Here is a 25,795-nt window from a genome sequence, read left to right on the forward strand (position 1 = left end):
GACCTTTCTAGCAATCGAGGGATCCTTTTGAATTTGTCGAAAATTCGTGTAACCCAACTACTGATCGGGTTAAGCCTTGGCCTCTTAGTCATCGTGCTAACCCTTCTATTTTTGCCAAAAGTCGAGGAAACTAAGCTTCTGTACGCAACGAGCGGAGATTCTTATGATACTGCCGCTTATAGTAATTTCGAGCAAACCTTGCAAGCAGGTGTTCAAATTGATAGAACTAGTTTGCTTGCAATCTCAACCCGTCAGCTTCGCAAGTACGACGCACTGTATTTGGATCCAGGGCTAGCCCAAGATGCTGCATGGTCCAAACAAGCCGATAAACTAATAGCTTTCGTGAAGCAGGGCGGACATTTATTGTTGGAAAATGAGTTTGCCGAGCGTTTTCCGCTAGACTTTCTGGGTGCAGCTGGGATCGTTGATTTGAGAAAAGCGCCTCTGAGCGGTGATTCGCTGTCTCTCAGCTACCCACAAGTGCCTGTTAATTTGCAGGGCATTCAACAATCGTTTCAATTATTTACAACCAGTTATCTCAAACATAACTCGATGGATGACATGCCTGGGTTTAATCTTGGTTATGGCTTCAACCCTTCAACAGGACAAACTGTTGTCACTATGGCTAACCCATTGGAATCGAAGCAGCCTGTCTCCCTTGTCTTGCACAATCGTGTGGGTAAAGGTGCCGTGCTCATCAGCAGTAACTTCCTGCCGAACCGGTACTTCCCTACGGGCTTTGATATGAAAAGTGGATTCGATCCGAAGTTAGGCTTTGCCCAGCTCGCAGAGAAATACCAATCATCAAGCAAGCCAACACCGGGAACGACTTACTTCAATAAAAGAGCGCTGCCGATTGAGCCGTATTTTAACTTTGCTTGGGCGGCGGCTAATATGCAGTATCGCAGTGAGCTGCTAGCTTATGTCGCTAAGGAAACGCTCGGGTACAGTATAAAGAAGAGCCTGGGGCCATATGGCAGGCCGGCGATGGCGTTTCAGAACCATTTCGAGGCGATGCCGGCCATCGGGCAAAAGGACGGCATTGCTTGGGCGGAGAAGCTGAAGGAGTACAACGAGGTTCCCTCGTTTACACTCGTGCGCAACGCCTTCTACTGGGGTGAATGGCGCGAGAGCGTGACGGTGCAGCTTAACACAGGAACGAACGCGAAGCCTTCGTTTGTGGGTGAGCTGCCCGGCTCCGGCTACGCGAGCGGACTGCACGTGATGGCTGCCGGCATTCCATTGCGGCAAGCCACGTACCCCGATTATCGTGATCTTGCAGGCACGATTGAACTGCCGTATCGCGCGTACCCTGCCGCCGCGGATTTGAACGGCGATGGCCGCATGGACTTGCTGGCCGGCAGCAGCGATGGATTCGTGTATGTCTACACGAATCTCGGCAAGGATGAGGCGGCTTACGTCAGCGAGCCGCCGCCGAAAGGCATGGCGCTGCCCGACACGTTCGGCGCGCCTGCGAAGTTGTTGCTGGAGAGCGGCGCACCGCTCCAGCTCAGCCCTTACAGTGCCGTTCACGCCGCCGACGTGAACGGGGATGGCCGCACGGACCTCGTCGTCTCGGACGAGTCCGGCGCGATACAGCTTTTGCCGCAGCTGGCAGGCGGCAAGTTCGGCAAGCCCGCGGCTGTGCTCGCGGGCGGAACTGCGCTGCAGCTGCCCGGAGGGCCTGCAGCGCCATCCGTCGCCGACGTGAACGGCGACGGCAAGCTCGACCTCGTCCTAGGCGCAGCCGATGGACGAGTGTGGCTGTATCAGGGCCGCAGCGCAGCGGCCCTGGATCTCGCGCCAGGCAGCGTGATCATCACGCTGCCGAACCGATCCACGCACGCCGCGCCAGCGGTGCGTGACATAAATCAAGACGGCCGACCGGATCTCGTGGTCGGCAGCAGCGACGGGGACCTTCAGGTGTTCACCCAAGAAATCGGTGGCGCTTGGGCAGATGTGGGTCCCCTCGCAGGAACAACCTTGAACCAAGTCGGCAACCACGCGTTAGTTGCTGGACATTATTCCGTGCCTTTATGGCTGGACATCAATCACGATGGCAATGACGATCTCATCGTGGGTGGTATCGAATTCGGCTCTCCAGTAGCGATCGATGACCCGCACTTTCCTTATAAATCGGAATTAAACGAATTCATTGCGTATGCGAAAGATCAGCATTTACAATTAAATCCGCACACATTTGTACATAATTTTAAGAGTGCTGATGACGAGAGAATTGAGTTCAACCTGCATCAACAGGCTTTCAATAAGCTTGGTATTCCATGGTTACATCCTGGAACGAACCAGCACACCTGGCGCATTAATAATGAAGATCACGATCAGACCCTGCTTACCGAGAAAGGAAAAGGCATGTGGTACAACTTCGGATTCTTACCTTCCGAGTCCCCTGTGCTTGCTCGTCCAGAATCGATCTGGTCGCTTCCCTTCCTTTTACAAGACGAGCAAGGAAAGACCGATACGACGATGCTCATTCATGCACCTACACCGGTCCTTAGGCCAGCTGGTGACAATGCAAACACAGATGTTTTCGAGACCATGGTAAAGCTGGATATGCCGATTGATTATTTCGAGCATATTGAATACCATTTCCCTGAACCTCAGAAAATTGCTAATTTAACGGAATTTGCTGATTACTTTGACAAGCTTCGCACGAAGCATGATTATAACTTTATGTCCGAAACACAGATGGCCAAATCGTTCTTAACCGCTATGCAAAGCGATGTGAAGATCAGCCAATCCTGGGGTTCCTACCTGTGGGATCGACTGAAGGATCGCCTCAGCGGTGGCAGTCCTCACTTCCACGCTACGCTATCACCTGAAAGATCAGATGTTTCTCTTTTAGCTGAAGAGTACGCGGATACCTTAGGCGTCACCATCGAAAAAGGGGATAAGCTCACCCTATATTCCCTGCAAAGCAATTCAAACATCTATACGACGATTGAGAACAAGTTTTATCTCGGATTAGCGAAGAAAGCTGAGATTCGCGTGGGACCATCGTCACAACAGTTCCATGTTGTCCGTTCGAATGTTCCTTTTACCCTTACGGAGAAAGGAAATACCTATCAGTTGAAGCTTGAATCCGCAGGGCTGCAGCAAGTTAAATTATTTAGTCCAGTTGAGCTCAAATTAGCTTCTTCACCTGATGTTACCGTTCTGCATGACGCTGCTTCCCAAACTTACACACTGTCCCGATACGGGGATGTGACGACACTTACTTTTACCGGGCCTGTCACCAATGCGCAGTAACCCTATCCACATTTAATCATCTACTTATTTTTGAATCAGGAGGCTTTCCCCATGTCTACTTTATTAGAAGAGCTTGAGCAGCATATTCGCGAGCGTTACGAAATTGCCGAGGATGATGACGATTTCGATGTGGACGTTCATCTGTTCGATTATGGGTTTATCGATTCCGTTGGGGCGACCGCACTCATCGCTCACATTGAGAAAACGTATAACCTGCAAGTAACGAACCAAGATTTGATGCTCTATCCAATGAACACGGTGAGTGAAATTGCCGATTTTATTTCCAAGAAGACTGCGAGGTAACGGATTCATGAGTACAGTTAAAATTTCATTGGCAGGCCTAGCTGAAAGCCAGCACGGTCAAGTCAAATATGCCTCTGCCTTTGCTGATGAGCACATTCAAGAAATCCTTTTAATTGATGGAGACATCATCATCACCCACAACTCACCTAACGGTGATGAAGGGATTACTGCACGAGTTGAACGCCTGATTGAGCGTTTCTCCCACGGTGATTTCGGGTTCAAAGAGAATATTTTATTCGAAAATAAAGTCGACACGCCTTATGAAGGCGACATTATTGCTGAGCTCGCTGAGCGTAAAGCGATTAAGGTGTTAGAGCCCGGCCTATTCATCTTCCGTGAGCCTTTCTCCAGCTTGATGCGCTTCCTTGACTACTCATTCGTCAGTAAAATTGCAAGACGTTTCGAAGGTGTCCAAGAGGAACAATATCCTGCGGTCATCAATAGCCATACGTTGAACAAAACGAACCATTTCACTTCGTTCCCTGAGCACATTCATTTCGTGACGCATCTGCGTGAAGATCTCGATGTCATTGAGGCATTTTCCCAAACAATTCGTGAAGCTGGCGGTTGGGATCAAGAGAAGCCTTTGGCGCTGGATAACAACATGGTGAAGCCTAATTTCATGATGAACCCTTCTACTTGTTACCACTGCTATGAAGGTCTCGAGAATGAAACGCTGGAAGGCGACGGCATTGTCGTGACCGCGATTGCGAAATGTCACCGTTTTGAGTCCAAAAACCACTCCGACTTCGGTCGTCTGCTCGACTTCTCGATGCGTGAAATTATTTTCGTTGGTAAGCCTGAATTTGTGAAAGAAAATCGCTTGAAATCCATCGAGTATTTGAAAGAATTGGCGGTAGAATGGCAGGTAGATAGCCTGCTTGAGATCGCGAACGATCCGTTTTTCACGAATGATTTCCAAGTAAAAGCGTCGTTCCAACGTAACCAGGAGATGAAGTACGAGCTTCGCCTGAACATCCCGCATGTGAAGAAGTCCATTGCATGTTCTTCCGTCAATTTCCATAGCAACACATTCGGGAATGCGTTTAATATTAAAATGGGCAAACGTAACGCCGTTACGGGCTGCGTAGGCTTCGGTATTGAGCGCTGGGCGTTCGCGTTCCTCGCACAGTACGGTCTCGATGTGGGGCAATGGCCTGCTACGTTCCGTGAGCAGTACCACGCTTGGCAAGAGAAGGCTTTGTAAGTCTTATTTCAATTACCCCAGGGTGCTCGTGTCATACGAACGAGTCCTTGGGTTTTCATTTTAACCACTACGAAGATAATGAGTGATTCTATTGAAAGCAACCGCTGCTTTTCTCAAAAAAAATAGCTTTGCACTCGGCCTATTGCTCGCCATCGTCGTCTCCGACCTGCTTATCTCTTGGTGGAACCCGATGGCGTCTTCACGCCGTTTTTACAAAAACGACTTCACCAAAACGCTCTACCACCATAGCTGGTCCCATACGGGTCCGGTTTTCTTCGGTAATTCGGCCGTTACGGGTGCTTATATCGAAGAGAAGTCGGATAGCCATTTGGTCGAGATGGGGCTTTCCTACGGGAAGCTGACTGATCTGAAGGGCATACTGAAGAACAACCTCTATCAGGTGAAGGATGAACTTGTCATCGGGATCGACGTGCATACGATGCTCGACCCTCTCGAAACGGATCCGACTTATCAGTGGTTCAAACCGTGGTACCAGCCTTATGTGTATACGTACCGTGATTACTTCCGCGATTCAGGTACCGAGTTTGCTCGCAATTTAAGCAAAGGCAGCCTTGCCTTCGAGCCGCGCTGGATTGACAAGGAGTTGTACCCAGGCCGCAAGGACGACGCTGCTCTGAAGACCAAGTGGGACGACTACGACAAACGGTTCGGCGCCATGACCTTGAAGGATTTCCAAGACAATCTGGATGCCCTACAGTGGGTGCTCCAGTATGCGGACGAGCATAAGCTCGCGTTGCGTGTGATTTGGATGCCGTGGAACAAAGGCTACGCTGATCCTCCCTATGTCACTTCACTGAAGAATGCCGTTAACGCACAGCTACAAGCTGCGAACGTTCCCACGCTCGATTTGATGCACACGTACGATCCGCGTTATTTCCATGACCTTGTTCACCTGAACCGGGAAGAGGGCGCGCCGCTATTTACGAAGGAGGTCGACACGTGGTTAAATTCCTTAGGAAAACCGTCGAAATCCTCATCTACCTCGTGATGCTTTACTTGGTTTTCATTTATTTTACCGGCAAGGGATTGTTCATCTACGAGAAGTTCTAAGATCTAGCAAGCGAGGAGTTCTTTAGCTATGTTTTATATGCACATGAACGCGATGGTCGCGATGAGTGGCATGATTGCCGTTCTGATGCTCACCCGCAAGTGGGCGGACAATAAGCGCATTTTGATGATCATATTCAGTCTGTGCTTCCTCCTGTTGTTTAGTAAGAAGCTGGTCGTTTTCTATGCTGCTTTTACGATTATTAATTATTTCGGGTTTGTGTATCTGTGCCGGACGACGATATGGCGGAAAGCGACCTTTATTTTCGGAATCGCCGCGAATATTGTCGGTGTCTTTCTCGGTGTTCGCTTTTTCGTTATGGGTGTTTTCACCTCTCCATTGTTCGACGCCATCATTTATTTAGGACTCATTTACAACGTTCTCAAAGTGATTGATTCGTACTATTTCGCTTATTTCTTTGGAAAAGAAGGCGAAGTGCCGGCCATTGATTATGCCAATTATCTGTTGTTCATTCCGACTTTTACTTCCGGACCGATTCTGAAATTCCGCGATTTCATGGCCGACAGCAAGAAGCCCTACACGGTAGATGCCAAGCTGTTTGAAAACAGCATTAAGCGTATTATTTTAGGCTTATTTAAAAAGATCGTCGTCGTCACCTGGATGACTGGGGTGTTCGATAGCGTGTTGAAGCATGAGCTTCATACTTGGGAATCTTTGTTCCTGCTAATCTGGTTCTATGCGCTCATCTACTTCGACTTCTCGGGTTATTCCGATATGGCAATTGGCTTTGGTCGATTAATGGGGTATACGATGCCAGAGAACTTCAAAAAGCCTCTCTTCTCACCTTCTATGACGCAGTTTTGGCGGAATTGGCATGCGACGCTGGGCGATTTTTTCCGTGATCACATCTTCATGTTCTTCTCGCGTAAAACTCCCTCCACGGCGCTCACAGCCAGCCTATCCATCCTTATTATGGTGCTGATGGGCTTATGGCATGGCTTTACGTGGTTGTACTTCCTTTACGGGCTGTACCATGGCATCATTATCGCGATTGAGAATATCTTCAAACTCACGACAGTGAATAAGAAAAAGGTATCTAAAGCATACTTCTACTTCCGCTGTTTGGTGACGCAGACGCTCGTGACGTTCTCCGTAATCATCTATAGTTCGAATTACGATACCGTGCTTCGGATCTATAAAGGCTTGCTTCATTTTACTGGATGATAGTGGTATAATTTGATCTGATTGTTTTATCAATTATGGAGGTGTAATCGAATGAAGTTAGGCGTTTTTATGGTTCTTTTCGGTGGAAAACCTTTCGAGGAAGCTTTGGATTATATTGCAGCGAAAGGCTTGGACGCCGTTGAGATTGGTACGGGTGGCTACCCAGGTACTGCACACTGCAACCCAGCTGAACTACTTGCTGATGCAGGTAAACTGAAAGCTTTTAAACACGCGGTAGAGTCCCGCGGTTTGACGATTAGCGCACTAAGCGCTCACGGTAACCCTCTTCACCCGCAAAAACACATCGCGAAAGAGTTCCACGATGCTATTATACAAACGATTGAATTGGCTGAACGCCTTGAAGTACCTGTTGTTAACACGTTCTCTGGTTGCCCTGGTGACCATGAGGATGCCAAATATCCGAACTGGCCGGTAGCACCATGGCCGAACGATTTCCAAGAGATCTTGGACTGGCAGTGGACGAACAAAGTCATTCCTTACTGGACAGAAACAGGCAAATTCGCAGCAGATCGTAATATCAAAATCGGATTAGAGCTGCATGGCGGTTTCTCCGTACATACACCAGCTACCCTTCTTCGCCTTCGCGAAGCTGCAGGTGAAGCGATTGGTGCCAACTTGGATCCAAGTCACATGTGGTGGCAAGGAATTGATCCTGTACAAGCGGTTCAAATTCTTGGACGCGCGAACGCGATTCACCATTTCCATGCGAAAGATACGTCACATGATTACAACAACACGAACCGTTTCGGTGTGACGGACATGCAGTCCTACACAAACATGCTGGATCGTGCTTGGCAGTTCCGTTCCGTTGGTTTCGGTCACGATATGAAAGTATGGGCTGACATTATCAGCGCATTGCGTCTGGTTGGCTATGACTATGTCGTTAGTATCGAGCACGAAGACGGCTTAATGTCCGTTGACGAGGGCTTCTCCAAGGCCGTATCGAACCTCCAACAAGTACTCATCAAGGAACCACTTGGTGAAATGTGGTGGGTGTAATCGAATAGATCGCACACAAAAAGCCCACAGGCTAGAGATCTTCCGATCTAGAGTCCTGCGGGCTTTTGTTTACTTGTATGTTCTACCAGCCTTTGATCATGATGACATCCATGAAAAGAAATACGAGTAGAGATACAGTTCCAAATCCAAGTGCAAACAGATTTCTTCTTGGGTTGATCAATTGACGGATAACGGCAATTGCAATCACCACTGTGAAGATCAAAACATAGATATCAAAGCTTGTATACGTGCTAGTTGATGCTTCAGCTGCTTCTGCTAATAACATGGTGAAACCTCCTTATAGTAACTCGGTGCAAGGCACACGTCCTGCTATTTTAATACTATGTTAGCTCGATTGGACACGAGATGCAAGTAGTTGCATCGATGTGTAACAAGTTTGTCACCTTTTGTTTGGGATTAGGCCTATTTGGCTAGCCCACGCAGGCAGATTTCTTTAATATCCCTTGTACGTATAAAATGTCCATCTGTGCAACTATTTATTACTCTCCGTAAGAACAACAAAAAGCCCATACGGAGAAACCGTGCGGGCTTTGTTCGATTGGAACTTAAGACTATGCTTACACGGCTAGCGCATCTCGGTGATCTTCATCTTCCGGTATTTCGGTCAATCCGGCGTAAGATAGCTCTTTCTCTTGCCATGCTAGAAATCGGAATGGATCAATCCCCAATGCAGATACAATTTCTTGAAGCTCTAACGTCGGTTTCATTATTTGCCTCCATTACATGAATTAGATTAGAACTGCTATATCTCTCAATCATCAAGTCAATGGTTAAGGTAGAGGGAGATGTTCACTGTTACTTACTATTATTATAGGCCTACTTCTATCACTATTGATAGAGGGTTAAATTGTCGAAGCCTGTATCATTCAATTAAGTCTTAGCAAAATTTTAGGTATTTACGTCACTTGCAAAAAGAAAAAGCTTGAAATTGGCAAATGAAACACCCAATTTCAAGCTTAATTGTTCGCTTTCTAGCTAACGGATCCTTCTAGGACCTCCATCCGCTTCGCATAGTCTTCTGAACGCACGCGATCCCGCTCAAGGATCGGCTTCAAATATTGGCCGGTATAGGACCCGGACACCTTCACGACATCCTCTGGCGTACCCGCCGCCACGATCAAGCCCCCGCGGTTACCACCTTCGGGTCCTAGATCGATGAGGTGGTCCGCCGTCTTGATGACATCGAGGTTATGCTCGATGACCAGTACCGTTTCACCGCTCTCCACGAGGCGGTGAAGGACCTTCAGGAGACGATCAATATCATGGATGTGAAGCCCCGTCGTGGGCTCATCCAGAATATAGATCGTCTTGCCTGTACTGCGGCGGTACAGCTCCGCCGCGAGCTTCACACGCTGAGCTTCGCCGCCTGACAGCGTGGTTGCTGGCTGGCCGAGGGTCATATAGCCCAGGCCGACATCCAGAAGTGTATTCAGCTTACGATGAATGCGCGGCAAGTTCTTAAAGAACTCGCAGCCGTCCTCAATTGTCATCTCTAACACTTCAGAAATGCTCTTGCCCTTGTACTTCACTTCCATCGTCTCGCGGTTGTAGCGTTTGCCTTTACAAATTTCGCAAGGCACGTAAACGTCCGGCAAGAAATGCATCTCGATCTTGATGATGCCATCTCCACGACAAGCTTCACAACGGCCGCCTTTCACGTTAAAGCTAAAGCGTCCTTTCTTATAACCACGAACCTTCGCTTCGTTCGTATTCGCATAAACATCACGGATATCATCGAATACACCTGTGTACGTCGCAGGATTGGAGCGAGGTGTGCGTCCAATTGGCGACTGATCAATATCGATAACTTTATCAATATGCTCTAATCCGACAATTTCTTTATGTTCGCCAGGTCGAACTTTCGCACCATTCAAATCACGGGATAACGTCTTAAACAAAATTTCGTTAATCAAAGTACTCTTGCCTGACCCGGATACACCGGTCACGCAAGTGAATACCCCTAATGGCACTTTAGCCGACACGTTTCGCAAGTTATTTTCTTTGGCGCCTTTCACTTCGATCCATTTGCCATTCGGCTTACGACGAACCGCAGGAATCGGAATGAACCGTTTGCCGCTCAAATACTGGCCTGTTAAGGAGTTCTCATCCTTCATCAACTCTGTTGGTGTACCTTGGGCAATAACCTGTCCACCATGGATTCCGGCCCCAGGACCGATATCAATGATGTAATCGGCCGCCATCATCGTGTCTTCATCATGCTCGACAACGATCAACGTGTTGCCCAGATCACGCATATGCTCAAGAGTTTGAATCAATCGCGTGTTATCCCGTTGATGCAAACCGATGCTCGGCTCATCGAGGATGTAGAGGACGCCCATCAGGCTTGAACCGATTTGCGTAGCCAAGCGAATCCGTTGCGCCTCTCCACCTGATAATGTGCCTGCTGCGCGATGCATCGTTAAATAATCAAGACCAACGTTCACGAGAAAGCCTAAACGAGCTCTAATTTCTTTCAAGATCAAATTCGAAATCGTTAGCTCGCGCTCGTTCAGCTGTAGACCCTTAAACCATTCTTCCGCTTCTCCGATGGAAAGGGATGTTGCGTGCGAGATGTTCTTACCGTTAATCGTTACGGCAAGCGTTTCAGGCTTCAAGCGGTGACCTTTACATTTCGGACAAGGCTTCGTACTCATGTAGGTCTGAATATGCTCGCGAATACCCTCAGAGAAGGTATCTTTGAACCTGCGCTCCAAGTTGCGAATGATGCCCTCGAATGGAACCAGCGCTTCTTTGGATGCACCCATATCATTCTCATAACGGAAACGGATTTTCTCGCCACCCGTCCCATACAAGATCACCTTCATTTGATCGCTGCTTATCTCAGATACAGGTACATTGCGTGGGATCTTGTAGTGTTCACACACAGCAGCAAGAAACTGCGGATAGTAGTTGGAAGTACTGCCCGCCCACGCTTCAAAGGCACCCTCTTCAATCGTCAGCTTCATATCAGGAACAAGCAGATCCGGATCGACGATCATCTGACTGCCTAAGCCATCACAATCTGGACAAGCACCGAATGGACTATTAAAGGAAAACATTCTCGGCGCAAGCTCTTCGACACTGAATCCACACTCTGGACATGCCAAGTTCTGGCTGAATAGCAGCTCTTCTTTCTCCATAACATCGACGATGACACGACCATTCGCCAACTTAAGCGCAGTTTCCAAGGAATCTGCCAAACGTGTCTGTACATCATCTTTGACCACGATACGGTCAACAACCACATCGATGGTGTGTTTTTTATTTTTGTCGAGCTCAATTTTCTCGGAAAGGTCTACCGTTTCCCCGTTTACACGAACCCGCACAAATCCTTGCTTCTGAATATCCACGAATAGCTTCGTGTGCTCACCTTTGCGCCCAGAAATAAGCGGTGCTAGAATTTGAATCTTCGTACGCTCCGGGTACTCCATAATCCGGTCTACCATTTGTTCCACGGTTTGCGAAGTAATCTCGATACCATGCGTAGGACAGTGCGGCCGCCCAATACGAGCAAACAGCAGCCTTAAATAGTCGTAAATCTCCGTCACGGTTCCAACCGTGGAACGTGGATTACGGCTTGTGGTCTTTTGGTCAATGGATATGGCTGGTGACAACCCTTCAATGGAATCGACATCTGGTTTATCCATATTCCCAAGAAATTGACGCGCATAGGCTGACAATGACTCTACATAACGTCGCTGCCCTTCTGCATAAATCGTATCAAAGGCCAGCGATGATTTCCCCGATCCACTTAAGCCCGTGAGTACGACGAACTTATCACGCGGAATGGTGACATCAATATTTTTAAGATTGTGAGCTCTAGCTCCTTTAATAACGATCTGATCTCTAGACACAGATACCCTTCCTCTCCTATGTGAAACTGAAACCTACTTAGCTTAGGCGTCAGCTTTCATTTCCATAATCGCGTCACGCAGCTGTGCTGCACGTTCGAACTGTAGGTTCTTCGCCGCCTCTTTCATCTCAACTTCTAAGCGCTCAATGAGGGATGCTCGATCTTTCTTCGACATCTTAGCACCCTTCACATCAGCCAGATAGTCGGATTTCTGTTCGGCAACCTTGGTTGCTTCGATCACATCGCGGATTTTCTTGGCAATCGTCTGTGGTGTGATACCCAATCGCTCATTGTTTGCTTCCTGTAGGGCACGGCGTCGATTGGTCTCCGAGATCGCTTTCTCCATGGAATCAGTGATCTTATCCCCGTACATGATGACTCGGCCATCTGAGTTCCGCGCTGCACGACCAATCGTTTGAATCAACGAACGCTCTGAACGCAGGAAGCCTTCCTTATCCGCATCTAGAATAGCGACCAGTGAAACCTCTGGCAAGTCGAGACCCTCTCTGAGGAGGTTGATCCCGATTAGCACATGAAAAGTCCCCAAGCGCAAGTCCCGCAAAATCTGCATACGTTCAAACGTCTTAATATCAGAGTGCAAATAACGCACTTTAATACCAATTTCTTTAAAGTAATCCGTTAAATCCTCCGACATCTTCTTCGTTAAGGTGGTCACAAGTACGCGCTCATCTTTACGAACACGGTCTTGGATCTCGGCGATCAGATCATCAATTTGACCCTTGGTTGGTCGAACCTCAATAATCGGATCCAACAACCCTGTTGGCCGAATAATTTGTTGAATCATCGTAGGGCAATGTTCTAGCTCATAAGGTCCTGGCGTTGCTGATATATATAAAATCTGACTGACTTTCTCTTCGAATTCCTCGAAACGCAGCGGACGGTTATCCAATGCGGAAGGCAGCCTGAAGCCGTGCTCGACTAATACATCTTTCCGTGCTTTATCCCCATTAAACATCGCGCGAATTTGCGGTAACGTTACGTGGGACTCATCCACCATGAATAGCATGTCGTCTGGGAAATAATCCATCAACGTATACGGAGTTGCACCTCGCTCACGGAATGTCAGTGGACCGGAGTAATTCTCGATACCTGAGCAGAAGCCCATCTCTTCCATCATTTCCATGTCGTAGCGCGTACGCTGCTCCAGTCGCTGTGCTTCCAGAAGCTTACCTTGCTCCCTCAACTCAGCCAACCGCTCCTCAAGCTCTTGACCAATGTTCACGAGCGCGCGCTTCATCGTATCCTCGCCTGTCACGAAGTGAGAGGCCGGGAAAATCGCGATATGATCGCGCTGGCCAATAATTTCACCCGTTAGGACATTAATCTCCGTAATCCGCTCAATCTCATCCCCAAACAGCTCAACACGAACGGCATGCTCACTGTGCGAAGCTGGGAAAATCTCCACAACATCTCCACGCACACGGAACGTGCCGCGAACAAAGTTCATATCATTGCGTTGATATTGGATATCCACTAGACGATGCAGGATTTCAGTTCGCGACTTCTCCATCCCTACTCGTAACGATAACAGTAAATTACCGTACTCTATTGGTGAACCCAAGCCGTAAATACACGACACGCTGGCAACAACAATGACGTCACGGCGTTCGAACAAGGAACTTGTCGCCGAGTGACGAAGTTTATCGATTTCTTCATTGATGCTGGAATCTTTCTCGATGTAGGTGTCGGAGGAGGCAATGTAGGCTTCGGGCTGGTAGTAGTCATAGTAACTAACGAAGTAGGAAACAGCATTATGAGGGAAAAACTCTTTGAACTCACTGCACAGTTGTGCGGCTAAGGTTTTATTGTGGGCAATAATCAAGGTTGGTCGGTTTAGTTTTGCTATTACTTGTGCAGCTGTGAACGTTTTACCTGTTCCCGTTGCACCGAGCAGCGTCTGATGCTTGTTGCCGGCTTGTATGCTCTGGACGATCTCCTCAATCGCTTGAGGCTGATCCCCTTGCGGAAGAAAATCTGATACAAGCTCAAATTTCTTAGAGCTCATGACAATTTCATTCATCCATTATCACCCTCATTGTCGAAATAAATCGAACTTTTATCCTATAAACTTTCCCATTCGACATTCCGATATAGAAGTCTATGGAACTTTTTCGTACATATATGAAGGATTGCAATATCTATCCAACATAAGAATGTTTGTTCTCGTTTTTTCATTATACTATTTTTGAACCATGGATGCAAACAGCTTTATCTGTTTTAGCCTTATACAAGGCCGTTTTCCTGAGTTTTTGGACCCTATTCTTTTTATGATAATTAGGAGTGGTACAGTCATGGATTTGACAACAGTATTAGGATTACTATTAGGACTTGTAGGTTTAATTGGCGGGTACATGTGGGATGGCGGTCATATCGACTCGTTGATCATCCCCAGTGCGATGCTCATCGTTTTCGGCGGAACCTTCGGTGCAGTCGCCGTTAGTTTCCCTGGCTCTATTTTAGCCAAAATCCCTAAAGCATTCGGCATTGCCTTTATGCAAGTCAAACGAGATCCTGCAACAACTATTAATGAAATTGTCGATATGGCCTCTGTCGCTCGTAGAGAAGGCGTACTTGCCCTAGAGCAGCGCGCCCAGGAGCACGAGAACCCGTTCTTGAAGGACGGATTGCTCATGGTCGTAGACGGAACCGATCCCGAGCTTACCCGACAAATTCTTGAGCTGGAAATGGACGCCATCGAACATCAAGTTAATAATATGTCGAAGGTATTCGAAGCTGGAGGCGGATATGCACCAACCATGGGGATTATCGGTACGGTTATGGGACTTATTCACGTTCTCGGAAATCTAGAAGATCCTTCTTCCCTTGGCCCAGCGATTGCCGTTGCATTCACAGCTACTCTCTATGGTGTTATGAGCGCCAACTTAGTTTATTTACCCATCGCTAACAAAATCAAAGTCCGTGGTAAAGAAATGGTCAATGAAATGGAACTCATGTTAGAAGGCATCCTTGCCTTGCAAGCTGGTGAAAACCCGCAATTAATTAAGAAAAAACTGAACTCCTTCCTCCATGATAAATCGAAAAAAGCCGTAGAGGAGGATGACGTTAATGGCGAGGCGCGGTAAGAAGCAAGAAGAGCATGTTAATCATGAAAGATGGCTCATTACTTACGCCGACTTAATTACGCTGCTGCTCGTATTTTTCATTATTATGTATGCGATGAGTAAAGTGGATGTTCAAAAGTATGCCGTTTTGGCGCAAGCCTTAAACCTACAATTCCAAAAAGCTGACTCTGTCTTAGATAAAAACCATGGTATCAGCGGCTCGATGACCCCTAAGCAAGGGGACGCGGACAGCAAAGATAAGGATTTAACGCATCAGAATCAGGATGATCAGAAAGAAGAGCATGACAAGACGAAGACGGAAGACAGCGAGAAAGAAAAGCGTGAGAAAGAGCTTCAAGATCTTCTGAAACAAGTACAAGCCTATATTAAGGATCAAAATTTAGAGGCGCAGGTGTCTGCCAGTGATACGGAACGCGGTGTGGCGATCACGCTCAATGACTTGTTCTTATTCGATTTAGGGAAAGCTGATCTCAAGGCGCCGTCCTTCCCGATTCTGCAAAAGCTGGCTTCGCTCTTCCCAACCTTGAAGAGTAAGGTTAGTATCGAAGGACATACAGACGATTTACCCCTTGCACCAGGCTCTCCCTATAAGGATAACTGGGGATTATCGTTTGCCCGTTCCCTCTCTGTACTTCGCTATTTCAGCGATACGGCTAATCTGGATGATCACAAATTCATTGCCACCGCTTATGCGGATACAATGCCCCAAGTGGCCAATTCAAGTGATGCGAATCGCAGCAAGAATCGCCGCGTGGAAATCATTGTCTTGCGGAACGATATTGCACCAACGACGCCAGTCCAATAATTCGTCCAGATGAATAGAAGCCCTATTTCCACGCTTGTGGAGGTAGGGCTTTGTTGTGTTCGTGGTTCTGGTTCTTGTGGTTGTGATCATGCATTGCTTTGTACGTGCTTGAAGTCCACGCATTGGTATGTCCACGTATCTGCAGCCGTGCCGCCAGTAGTACCTGTAAAAACTCCAGTTATTTCGGCCATTCTCCCCTCCAAAATTAAAATAACTGGAAAACACGTAGCTAATTCTCCCCAATCCGCTCCTTCTGAGATAAATACGGAAATTTAACTGTAGGAAATCCATCTATTGTCCATTTCACGCCAAAACAAGCTAATTTAACTACATAAAATCCAGCTATTCGCCCTCAACCGCCACAGAACATAAAACAATCATAGATAGAAAAAAGAGCCATCCTCACCGTAGTTTTCACTACACTGAGGACGACTCTTCTCATAATGACTTCGTTGTGTCATTCGGCAATAAACCCGTTAATTTGCCTCGCAGATAACTAAACAAGTGCATCGGACGCTGCTCCAAGAAATACAGCACATCCTGATCCGGTGCCAGTAGGATGCCCAGTTGATGATGATCACCGGCAAAAATCCCCCGCTTCAGGAAGCGAACCTCCCCTTGATCATTCAAGACTTCCAGTCGGCAGAAAGCGGAGTTGAGCCCCATGGCTGCATGCAGATCCGTCTTTGTCTTAATTTTGTATCCATTGACTTTGTGGATGATCTCCCCGACGCTGATTCCTAACTGCTGAGCTGGACTGTTCGGAACAACGGATAGCACCATAAGCCCGCGCTCTGAGTGGATGTAGAAGGGCGTCTGCTTCGCTTCTACCCATTGGTTGTAGAGCAGCAGCCCTTCATGAAGGGCTATGCTAAGGATCGCGACAAGCAGCACCAGTGGCGTCCAGTAGTGGGCAGCAACGGCTGTGCCTAGCAGAACGAGACCGTACACATAGAGCAGCTTAGCGCTAAAGCGTGCCTGTCTCTTCGGCAGCTTCGAAATCGTCAGCTCCGTGAAGCCAATCATCGCTGGGAATGCCAGCATCGTCCAGCCTGCGCTTAAATTAGAGGCAAACAACGTTTGCCACGGCAAGCCCAGCTCACTACCTCCAGCCATCGGCACTAGGAGAAACAGAGGGACTGGCCAGAAGCCCTGGAGCTGCTGTGCGCCAATCATTTGCCCGCGCTTCCCTTCCAGGAACAGAGGAGTCGCCATTCGCGCACCTTGGTAACCAACGAGCACTCCCTCCAAGAGATGAAGCACGCCTACGATAACCAGCAGCGATGGGATATCTGCACTTGCAATGGTCTCGAGAAACGTGTAAGACTCGCGTAGACTGTCTGCATTAGGAAACCAAGAGAAGATCACTTGGGCAATTCCTAGAATCCCTACTGCATAAGCTAAGCATAGGAATCGTATTCGGAATATCATCAGTACGACGGTGATGATCCAGAGCACGATCACGACATTCAGTTGTATGTTTACTCCGACGAAAAGGAGTAGAATGGAGGCTCCTAGCCCACCTAACCAGCCCCACAGCACTACGCGCCACGTTTCATTCAACAAGGAATGAAGCCGCGTGTGAAACAGCTTGCGTTCTAATTGGATTTGCTTCCTGTAATGTAACACGATAAAAACAATGCCTATATAGTAGAAAGGATTCGTAAACAACTGCCCCACAGCCAGCAGCATTCTGTCCAATAATTGAAACCACACATCCATACGAATCTAGGCTCCTTGAAAAAGAAATAGGAAGGCCGCCTAAGCAACCTTCCTACACTATTTCGACTGTGAAAGCTTATTTCCTGCCGCTCCGCACAATTTCCATTAACTAACGGTCATTATTTCCCAAGCTGCTTCTGAATTTGAAAGACAGCTGCTTTCAATTGCGAGTCATTCTTCGGGTCACGAATTTGTGCTAAAATCGCTTTTTCGATTTTGGCCGCTGTATCCGTATCAACTTCACCGGTCACCGGCAAATCATTGGTCCGTTGGAACGCTTTAACCGCGAGAGCAGTTTTGTCGTTGAAATAGCCATCTGTTCGCTCCGGATTGAAACCAATACCAGCCAGCATCAGCTGCAAATTCTTCACATCATCGCTGTTGTTGTCTAGTTTCAACACATCTTTCTTCGTAAGCGGTGCTGCTTTGAAATAGGCTGGTTGCTCGATCGGGATATCCGGTGTAATACCTTTTTTGTGAATCCAGTTGCCATTTGGCGTTAGCCACTTGTAGACTGTCATCTTAATGTTGCTGCCATCGCCCATTTCCTTCTCGAACGTCACTTGAACCGTTCCTTTACCGTAGGACGTTTCACCAACAATCTTACTGCCTACTGCTTCTTGGAATGCGCCTGCAAGGATTTCCGATGCACTGGCACTTCCTTTATTAATCAACACGGTTACTGGATAATTCTTACCTTTACCTGTAGAAGGTGTTGGCTCACGTTTGCCGTCCCGATTCTCCACTTGGAGAATGGAAGCCCCACTCTTCACGAATGGATTTACGATATCGACAACGACGTTCAGTAGACCGCCTGGATCATTACGAACATCGATGACGAGTCCCTTCATCCCTTTGGCTTCTAAGTTTTTCAACTCTTCAGCAAAACGAACTGCTGTGTTCGAGGAGAACTGACGAATCTCAATTTTGCCAATCTGATCCTGCATCATTTCACCGTAGACCGTTTCAACGTCAATATTGTCTCGAACCACGATGACTTGAACCGGATCCCCTGTTCCTTGACGTAGTAAATCCAGCTTAGCTTGCGTGCCCTTCGGTCCGCGGATTTTCATGACGGCTTGATTCAAAGTAAGCCCGTCCAATTTGTCGCCATTCACAGAAAGGACAACATCTTTGGATTGAATACCTGCTTTCTCCGCGGGTGAACCTTTAATCGGTGATACAATGACGAATTTACCATCCTCTAGCGATACCTCAGCCCCGATGCCTTGGAAAGAGGACGTAATGCTCTCATCAAATTGTTTGGCTTCCTTCTGATCCATATAAACGGAAAAAGGATCCTCTAATGATTCCAACATCCCATTAATAGCTCCGTTGACTAATTGATCATGATCAGGCTGTTTCAAATATTTGCTTTCAATTAGCTGAAACGTTGTTGCGATCTTGCTTAAATCCTTGCTCGAAAGACCAGACGAAGCAGATACTGAGGTAGCTGAACCTCCTGTTGATTGCTCCTTCTGCCCCCAAGTAAAGGAGGGATCTACAATCGTTAATGTGACAATACTACTTGCAAACATAGCTAACAGAACAAATACAATGACCGTGCGACCTTTGAATTGCAAAACCGATTCACCGCCTTTTTCCTAAAACCGAATTTGAGTTGGCCTGTTTGTAGTATATGACAAGCCATACCCCTTTTATAACCAGTTTGTCCTATCGAAGGAACGGTTTAGGATCGGTAGGCACTTCATTTTTCCTAACTTCAAAATGCAAGTGATTACCCGTCGACTGTCCTGTGGAGCCCACGCCAGCAATTTTCTGGCCGCGCTTCACGACATCGCCTACTTTCACATAAATCCCATCGTTCATAATATGACCATATAACGTCCACAGCCCATTCCCGTGATCCACGATGACACAATTCCCGTAACCGTTCATCCAAGAAGCATAAATAACAGATCCATTCTCCGCAGCAAGAATTGGCGTTCCTTTTGCCGTACCTAAGTCAATCCCTTTATGGTTCTCTGCTCGCCCTGTAACGGGATTAATCCGCGCTATGAAATCAGAGGTCATTGGCGCCTGTACAGCCAAAGGATATCCAAGCTTACCGCCCGAATACGTAAACGGTGATTTCGCATTCTGTGCCGCACGCTTCTTCGCTTGCAAATCCGCCTCTTGCTTCGCCAGCTGCGTAATCATTCTGTCGCTTTCTTCTGAAATATCCTCGAGTTCTCTCTCCTGCTTGGAAAGGGAAGCTATCTTCACTTCTTTCGCTTTTTCCTTCGCTTGCAGATCGTCACGCAAGGCATCTGCTTCCGCATAAAGCCCCTTCACGTTCTCAAGCTGCTTCTCGGTATCTGCCTTCTTCAGCATAACCGTTTCTTTGTCTTTCATATTCGACTCTAGTATTTCTTTATCTTGATTGACGATAGATTTCAAGGCTTCGACCCGATTCAAAAAATCAGAGAAGCTCGTTGCACTCAACACCACATCCATATAGGAAACGAAACCGTTCATATACATTAAGCGAACGCGGGATTTCAACATATTATCACGGCTCTCTACACGAGCCTCAGCTTCATCCAACTGCTTAGCGCTCTCTTCCAAGGCGTTCGACACTTGATCAATTTGTTCATTGAGCTGTGTCAGCTTTTTGCTTGCCTCATTCACCTGGCTGACAAGGGCATTCATATCCTTCGTTGTCTGCTCTTTCTCAGACTGAACTTTCGTGATTTGACTCTGGGCGCTATTGGCCTTCTGCTGCGCTTCCGCTTTCTGCTTCTTAAGCTGCGTCAACTGCTGGTCGATCTTGTCCGTTGCCGAAGCGGCATAACTAGCTGCATGAGGTATAGTAAGCGATATCGCCATACCTAATGTCAAAACGACAGGTAGAATCTTCTTCTTCAAGCACGTAGCCTCCCCATTTTCAAGCGATTGATGCCCCATGTATGGTTTGAATCTCTTACGTTCTGTCTCTAAGAATCTATATTTCTAGGAATCTATGAATCTTTGAAAATAAAAAAATAAAAATAAAAGCTAAAAAAGCCCGCTTTCAGAACCGAGAAGGTTGGATCAAAATGAGGGCAGGTGGAACGGAGTGTAGCAAGCTACATGAGTACCGCACTGCCCCATTTTCATTCAAGATTCGATGCTGAGTTTGCTTCATGGAATACTACGTTATCAAAGTGGGCTTTTTTAGCCTCCATTATACGCGGAGGAACTTACGGACGGAAATGAGGGAACCCCATACGCCAATAACAATCCCTAAGCCAATTAGAAGCACAGTCATCGTTGGTGCAATATCTTCAAATGGTGTTAATTTAATCATCAATAAATTCAAGTTCAAGGAGCTCAAATTCAACAATTTCCAGTATCCAGCAAGAATAATGGCGGTAGGGATTGCAGAACCAATCATACCGAGCAACGCACCTTCGATGAAAAACGGCCAACGAATAAAAGAGTTCGTCGCACCCACGAGCTTCATAATCGAAATCTCACGTTTTCTTGCCAAAATCGTAACTTTAATCGTATTCGCAATCAGGAATACCGCTGTAAAGGAAAGCAGCACAACGATACCAATGCCAATCCAACGTGCAATCTTCGTCACTTTAAACAACGCTTCTACGGTTCCTTTACCGTAGTTCACTTTGTAAATAGGCTTAGGATCCTTACCAACGTTAAGCGCTGAGATCTGGTCGGCCACAACCGCCACATTCCGCGGATCATCCACTTCGATCGTGAATGCGTCGTTCAGCGGGTTGTTATCCCCCTCGAAGCCATCAAGGAGCGCTTTCCCGCTATCCCCTAACTTTTCGCGTAAGTAGACAAGTCCCTCTTCTTTCGAAACGAATTTAATCGTTTTCACTTCAGGGATCGCCTTGATTTGCGTTTCGAGCGCTGTGATTTGATCCTGAGCGGTGTTGACCTCCAGGTACACGTTGATCTCAACTTGTTGCTCAATTTGCGTAGCAACATCATTCACATTTAAGGTGATAAGTACGAAAATACCAAGAATGAATAGGGAAATCGCGATGGAGCTAATCGACGCGAACGTCATCCAACCATTTCGCACGACATTTTTCGTACCTTCTCGCAGATGTCGAGAAGCTGTACTAATCTTCATAGCCATATTCCCCCCGGATTTGATCGCGAGCAATAAGGCCATTCTCGATTGCAATTACGCGCTTACGCATCGTATTCACGATTTCTTTGTTATGCGTAGCCATGACAATGGTGGTACCGCGGAAATTAATTTCCTCCATCAATTTCATAATGCCCCATGACGTTTCGGGGTCCAAATTTCCTGTCGGTTCATCGGCGATAATGACGGAAGGGCTGTTTATTATTGCCCGGGCAATAGCAACACGCTGCTGTTCACCACCTGATAACTGCGATGGGAGGGAGTTTGCTTTGTCCTTCAGCTTCACGAGCTCAAGAACCTCCATGGTGCGTTTCTTGATTTGCTTCTTAGGTGCCTCAATAACTTCCATGGCGAAAGCTATATTTTCAAAAATCGATAATTTCGGAAGTAAGCGATAATCTTGGAAAATTACGCCGATATTTCGACGTACATAAGGAATTTTACGTTGTTTTAGTTTTTCTAAATTAAAACCATTTACGAAAATTTGACCTTTCGTTGGTCTTTCTTCTCTATACATCAACTTCATGAAAGTAGATTTACCTGCGCCTGAAGGTCCAACCACATAAACAAACTCATTGCGGTCCACTTTTACATTAATACCTCTTAATGCATGCGTCCCGTTGGCGTATGTTTTCCATACGTCCTGCATTTCGATCACAATATCACATCCTAATTATATAGATAGCCTATATCCATTCGACACAAAAGGTGAAAATCCTTCTAAAACCACTTTGAAATTCATGGGGAATACCGTCATTATACCATGCATTGTACATATTTTAGCCGAATCAGGATTATGTACTAAATTGGCATCGAGATTGATACATATATAGAGACAGGCCGTATCACATTCGTATGTAAAGGAGTGGCTCTTCATGACACGCTCATTCAGAAACCCCATCCTCTATTTCTCGGTCGCTCTTGGTTTGTTCGTTACGTGCGGAACCGCACTCTACATATATGGATCTCAATCTACCTTCCCTGGGAATGTCACGATTGCTGGGTGGCGTGTTGGTGGCATGTCCTATGCCGAATTTCAGTCTGAATCCGAGCAACGCCTGAAGCGACTAGCCGCTTTCCCGGTCCTTTTACATGCATCCTATCCAGAAGTTCCAGCCAAAGAATTGTCACTTGGACAACTAGGCATTCGTTATGACAGGAGCCTTCTCACACAATCCCTCCAACAATTAACTAGCGGATCTCCCTTCGAACGCGCCAAAGCCCGCTGGACCTTGCGAAATGCGAATATCCCTTTAAATGTCTCGCTGGATCCCACTCAACTTTTGGCCACCGTAAAGAACAGTTGGAAAGAGCTATATTCGAAACAGCCTGTTGCCGCCAAACGCATTCTCAAATCGCAAGATCAGGTTGATTACGAACCAGAGCGAAATGTGCTGCGCATCGATACTGCGCACTTACAGGAGCAGCTACAAAGCATCGCCCCCAGCTTGGGCACACTAACACACACCGCACCACTCGGGCTCTCGTTACCCATCTATGAGCTGAGTCCCTCTATCACAATAGCATCCTTGAAGCAGCAAGGTATCGATGGCAAAATTTCCGAATTCACGACCTCATTCCCCCAATCAGGCGAAGGACGGGTTCACAATATACGAGCAACCGCTACATCTATTCAAGATTACTTGATGGCTCCGGGCGACACCTTTGATTACAGTAAAATTATTGCACAGACGGAAGCCAAATTCGGTTACAAGGAAGCCCCTGTTATTCTCAATGGGAGTCTCGTCCCAGGAATCGGCGGCGGCATATGCCAAGTATCCACAACGCTCTATAATGCCGTTTTACGCAGCGGTCTTGAAATCGTAGAACGACGTAATCACTCTCTCCCAGTCAGTTACGTCCCTCTTGGGCAAGATGCCACATTCGCAAGCGGCTATATTAATTTCAAATTTCGTAACAATACCAATAGCTACATCTGGATTCGTACCATAACGACGGATTCAGCGGTGACCGTGAAACTTTTTGGACATCAAACACCAACTATCACCTATGACATTGCGTCCAAGATCGTAGAAACGATTCAGCCTCCAGTCAAATATGTGAACAATCCAAGCTTGAGCCCTGGGTTGGAACGTCCGATCAGCACCGGAAAAGTCGGTTACAAGGTTGAGACCTATCGAACCAAACGAGAAAACGGCACAATTGTGAGCAAAGAGTTAATCTCGAAAGATCAGTATTCACCTGTGCCTACAGTTATCGCGGCCAACCGTAAAGGTCTCCAAACGGAAGACCCCGCTCCAAAGCAACCTATGGTAGAAGATGGTGTAAGTACGCTCGCTGTACAATGATAACCAATAAATGTGATGAAATCATGAAGGTCATGTGACTGTAGTTACTACGTCATTATGACTTTTTTCTTTTATGATAAGACTATGGAAAGAGTAGTGAAGGAGGCATAACGATGAGCAAAGTAGATTATTTCAAAGAATTAAACTATCGCTTGCGCGGACTTCCCGAGAAGGAGCGCCAAAATATATTAAAAGTATATGAGGAATTATTTCAAAAAGCCGTTGAAAACGGCAAGCATGAAGATGAGGTGTCACAGTCTCTCGGCTATCCGCGGGTACCCAACTGGGATGCACAGAAAGAGACACCACCAGTTAAAGAGGAAGTTACCAAGCGATCCATAGATGAGTTTGATGTTGAAGCGATACAAGCTGAGGAACTTCCTTATTCGCATGATGAGCTTGAGGAGGCAGCTATCCCGTATGTAAAGCAGCCCGATCCGGCCATCGGACCGAAGATTCCCGTACAAGCCCCAGAGACCTGGGTGCCGCCTGCCTATACCCAGCCACCTCAGCCGAATTACCAGCCTATGTATAATACACCTTATCCGCCTCCCTATCCGACTACAAAGCCTGAAAGCGGGATTAAAGCGATCATTATTTCGATTATGCTCGGTTTCTTTAATCTCGTATTCGTTGTAGGTCCATGGGTTGGGGTTTGCGCTGCGTTGATTGGGTTGTTCGCTTCCGGATTCGCTCTTCTGATCGCCCCTGTTATTGGCGTGCTTACCAGCTTAGCGGGAACATCCGGGAGTGACTTCCAATTCATCTCCTTTACGCTGCTTGCCTGCTTTGGCTTAGGTATCATCATCACGACGCTTAGCAGTTGGCTGCTCAAACAGTTTTTCAAGCTTAGCTGGAAGTACATCCAATTCAACGCCAAATTGATTAAGGGGGTTTAAGCCATGCAACTTAAAGTGAAATTCTTCTTAGTGACCGGCTTTATCTGCCTGGCAATAGGCCTGATTGGAGCAGCTGTATCTTTCCAGTCACTGGACTTTGATACAGGCGTCGCTAACCTAGATGTTGAGAAGAAAATAGCAGCAGCCAATATCGATACATTAATTATTGAAAATGATATCTCAGGCATGACGTTCGTTCCTAGCAATTCAGATGAAATCAGCGTTCGTTTAGTCGGCGCTGCCCGATCCGAGAATGCCCAAAACTGCACAATCGAGGCCGTAACAGAAGGTTCAAATACGTGGCGAGTTGACGTCTGTACGAATAGAAAAAACCACATTGATTTCGGAATTGATCTCACCGAATTCAAAAGCTTGTTCAGCGGTCAACGCCTTCGTTTACAGACAGAAGTTCGTTTGCCTGATAAGCTTTACAAGGCGATTACCGCCAGCACAGATACAGGCAGCATCAACTTCAAGGAAGTGAAAGCTGAGAAGCTAACTGCTAGTACAGATACCGGAACTATTACGGTTGACCGCTATGAAGGAAAAGCATTGAATCTACAAACAGACACAGGCAGTATTCATCTCAATGACGGGCAGGGTAATGTAAAGCTCAAAACCGATACAGGTTCCATTACAGCGAAACTTCGTGAGCTTGGTGATACAGTTACCGCGGAATCAGATACAGGATCGGTTCGCATACAACTAGATTCTGCACCCACAGATGCAACCTTTGATCTAACCACAGATACAGGCAGCGCAACGCTGAATGTACCGGGTGTGAATGTACAGCGAACCAGCCATAATAACGCTAAAGGCACTATCGGCAATGGCAGCAAAAAGGTAACGGTTCGGACGGATACAGGTTATGTAGAGGTTAAGGGTAGATAATCTCCCCTTTTTTCAGATACGTATGTTTTTTCCAGAGG

20 protein-coding genes are annotated in these 25,795 nt (G+C 46.9%); 11 read left to right on the top strand and 9 right to left on the bottom strand.

What is annotated here, in order from left to right:
- Nucleotides 1-27: 27 nt before the first annotated feature.
- From ACSQ8O_RS00455 to ACSQ8O_RS00480, 6 genes are all read left to right on the top strand, one after another.
- The gene (locus tag ACSQ8O_RS00455; RefSeq protein WP_436240051.1) at nt 28-3,267 is read left to right on the top strand and encodes an FG-GAP repeat domain-containing protein; all 3,240 of its coding nucleotides are present in this window, start codon (nt 28-30) and stop codon (nt 3,265-3,267) included.
- 51 nt (nt 3,268-3,318) lie between these two features.
- The gene (locus ACSQ8O_RS00460; RefSeq protein ID WP_056611423.1) at nt 3,319-3,570 is read left to right on the top strand and encodes an acyl carrier protein; all 252 of its coding nucleotides are present in this window, start codon (nt 3,319-3,321) and stop codon (nt 3,568-3,570) included.
- Nucleotides 3,571-3,577: 7 nt separating this feature from the next.
- A complete protein-coding gene (locus ACSQ8O_RS00465) occupies nt 3,578-4,777 on the top strand; it encodes a hypothetical protein (RefSeq protein ID WP_436240052.1) in 1,200 nt (399 codons plus the stop codon).
- A 91-nt stretch (nt 4,778-4,868) separates the two neighbouring features.
- A complete protein-coding gene (locus tag ACSQ8O_RS00470) occupies nt 4,869-5,786 on the top strand; it encodes a hypothetical protein (RefSeq protein ID WP_436240053.1) in 918 nt (305 codons plus the stop codon).
- 90 nt (nt 5,787-5,876) lie between these two features.
- A complete protein-coding gene (locus tag ACSQ8O_RS00475; protein WP_436240054.1) occupies nt 5,877-7,031 on the top strand; it encodes an MBOAT family O-acyltransferase in 1,155 nt (384 codons plus the stop codon).
- 51 nt (nt 7,032-7,082) lie between these two features.
- Nucleotides 7,083-8,051: a sugar phosphate isomerase/epimerase family protein gene (locus ACSQ8O_RS00480; protein WP_056611435.1), complete on the top strand. Its 969-nt coding sequence runs from the start codon at nt 7,083-7,085 to the stop codon at nt 8,049-8,051.
- Between the two features lie 82 nt (nt 8,052-8,133).
- On the opposite strand, the gene ACSQ8O_RS00485 is transcribed toward ACSQ8O_RS00480, so the two are convergent.
- The 4 genes from ACSQ8O_RS00485 to uvrB form a co-directional block, all read right to left on the bottom strand.
- Nucleotides 8,134-8,337 (bottom strand): hypothetical protein, encoded by a 204-nt coding sequence (locus ACSQ8O_RS00485; RefSeq protein WP_056611440.1) that lies wholly within the window; start codon nt 8,335-8,337, stop codon nt 8,134-8,136.
- A 292-nt stretch (nt 8,338-8,629) separates the two neighbouring features.
- Nucleotides 8,630-8,779, bottom strand: coding sequence for a hypothetical protein (locus ACSQ8O_RS00490; protein ID WP_157256838.1), 150 nt, complete (start codon nt 8,777-8,779; stop codon nt 8,630-8,632).
- A gap of 264 nt (nt 8,780-9,043) precedes the next feature.
- A complete protein-coding gene (gene uvrA, locus ACSQ8O_RS00495; RefSeq protein WP_436240055.1) occupies nt 9,044-11,926 on the bottom strand; it encodes an excinuclease ABC subunit UvrA in 2,883 nt (960 codons plus the stop codon).
- 42 nt (nt 11,927-11,968) lie between these two features.
- Nucleotides 11,969-13,966, bottom strand: a complete 1,998-nt coding sequence (uvrB, locus tag ACSQ8O_RS00500; RefSeq protein ID WP_436240056.1) for an excinuclease ABC subunit UvrB — start codon at nt 13,964-13,966, stop codon at nt 11,969-11,971.
- 271 nt (nt 13,967-14,237) lie between these two features.
- Here uvrB and ACSQ8O_RS00505 point away from each other — a divergent pair, with 271 nt between their 5' ends.
- Both ACSQ8O_RS00505 and ACSQ8O_RS00510 read left to right on the top strand, forming a co-directional pair.
- Nucleotides 14,238-15,029 (top strand): flagellar motor protein, encoded by a 792-nt coding sequence (locus tag ACSQ8O_RS00505; RefSeq protein WP_436240057.1) that lies wholly within the window; start codon nt 14,238-14,240, stop codon nt 15,027-15,029.
- Entirely contained in the window at nt 15,013-15,834 is an 822-nt protein-coding gene (locus ACSQ8O_RS00510) for an OmpA/MotB family protein (RefSeq protein WP_236290347.1), read from the top strand. The genes ACSQ8O_RS00505 and ACSQ8O_RS00510 overlap by 17 nt, the downstream gene beginning before the upstream one ends.
- 438 nt (nt 15,835-16,272) lie before the next feature.
- Here ACSQ8O_RS00510 and ACSQ8O_RS00515 read toward each other — a convergent pair whose 3' ends face one another.
- From ACSQ8O_RS00515 to ftsE, 5 genes are all read right to left on the bottom strand, one after another.
- Nucleotides 16,273-17,556, bottom strand: a complete 1,284-nt coding sequence (locus ACSQ8O_RS00515) for a PDZ domain-containing protein (protein ID WP_436240058.1) — start codon at nt 17,554-17,556, stop codon at nt 16,273-16,275.
- Between the two features lie 119 nt (nt 17,557-17,675).
- Nucleotides 17,676-19,139 carry a S41 family peptidase gene (locus tag ACSQ8O_RS00520; RefSeq protein ID WP_056611460.1) on the bottom strand — a complete coding sequence of 488 codons (1,464 nt, stop codon included), beginning with the start codon at nt 19,137-19,139 and terminating at the stop codon, nt 17,676-17,678.
- A 91-nt stretch (nt 19,140-19,230) separates the two neighbouring features.
- A complete protein-coding gene (locus tag ACSQ8O_RS00525; RefSeq protein WP_436240059.1) occupies nt 19,231-20,424 on the bottom strand; it encodes a murein hydrolase activator EnvC family protein in 1,194 nt (397 codons plus the stop codon).
- A 298-nt stretch (nt 20,425-20,722) separates the two neighbouring features.
- On the bottom strand, nt 20,723-21,640 hold the full coding sequence (gene ftsX, locus ACSQ8O_RS00530; RefSeq protein WP_436233461.1) for a permease-like cell division protein FtsX: 918 nt from the start codon (nt 21,638-21,640) through the stop codon (nt 20,723-20,725).
- Nucleotides 21,630-22,316 carry a cell division ATP-binding protein FtsE gene (ftsE, locus tag ACSQ8O_RS00535; protein ID WP_056611468.1) on the bottom strand — a complete coding sequence of 229 codons (687 nt, stop codon included), beginning with the start codon at nt 22,314-22,316 and terminating at the stop codon, nt 21,630-21,632. Before ftsE ends, ftsX begins: the two co-directional genes overlap by 11 nt.
- A 217-nt stretch (nt 22,317-22,533) precedes the next feature.
- Here ftsE and ACSQ8O_RS00540 point away from each other — a divergent pair, with 217 nt between their 5' ends.
- The 3 genes from ACSQ8O_RS00540 (at nt 22,534) to ACSQ8O_RS00550 (ending at nt 25,757) form a co-directional block, all read left to right on the top strand.
- Nucleotides 22,534-23,967, top strand: a complete 1,434-nt coding sequence (locus ACSQ8O_RS00540) for a VanW family protein (RefSeq protein ID WP_436240060.1) — start codon at nt 22,534-22,536, stop codon at nt 23,965-23,967.
- A gap of 113 nt (nt 23,968-24,080) precedes the next feature.
- Nucleotides 24,081-24,866, top strand: a complete 786-nt coding sequence (locus ACSQ8O_RS00545) for a DUF1700 domain-containing protein (protein ID WP_436240061.1) — start codon at nt 24,081-24,083, stop codon at nt 24,864-24,866.
- A 3-nt stretch (nt 24,867-24,869) separates the two neighbouring features.
- The gene (locus tag ACSQ8O_RS00550; protein ID WP_436240062.1) at nt 24,870-25,757 is read left to right on the top strand and encodes a DUF4097 family beta strand repeat-containing protein; all 888 of its coding nucleotides are present in this window, start codon (nt 24,870-24,872) and stop codon (nt 25,755-25,757) included.
- The last annotated feature ends 38 nt before the right edge of the window (nt 25,758-25,795 follow it).

The sequence above is a fragment of the Paenibacillus sp. LjRoot56 genome (assembly GCF_964253335.1).
Classification (GTDB): domain Bacteria; phylum Bacillota; class Bacilli; order Paenibacillales; family NBRC-103111; genus Paenibacillus_E; species Paenibacillus_E allorhizoplanae.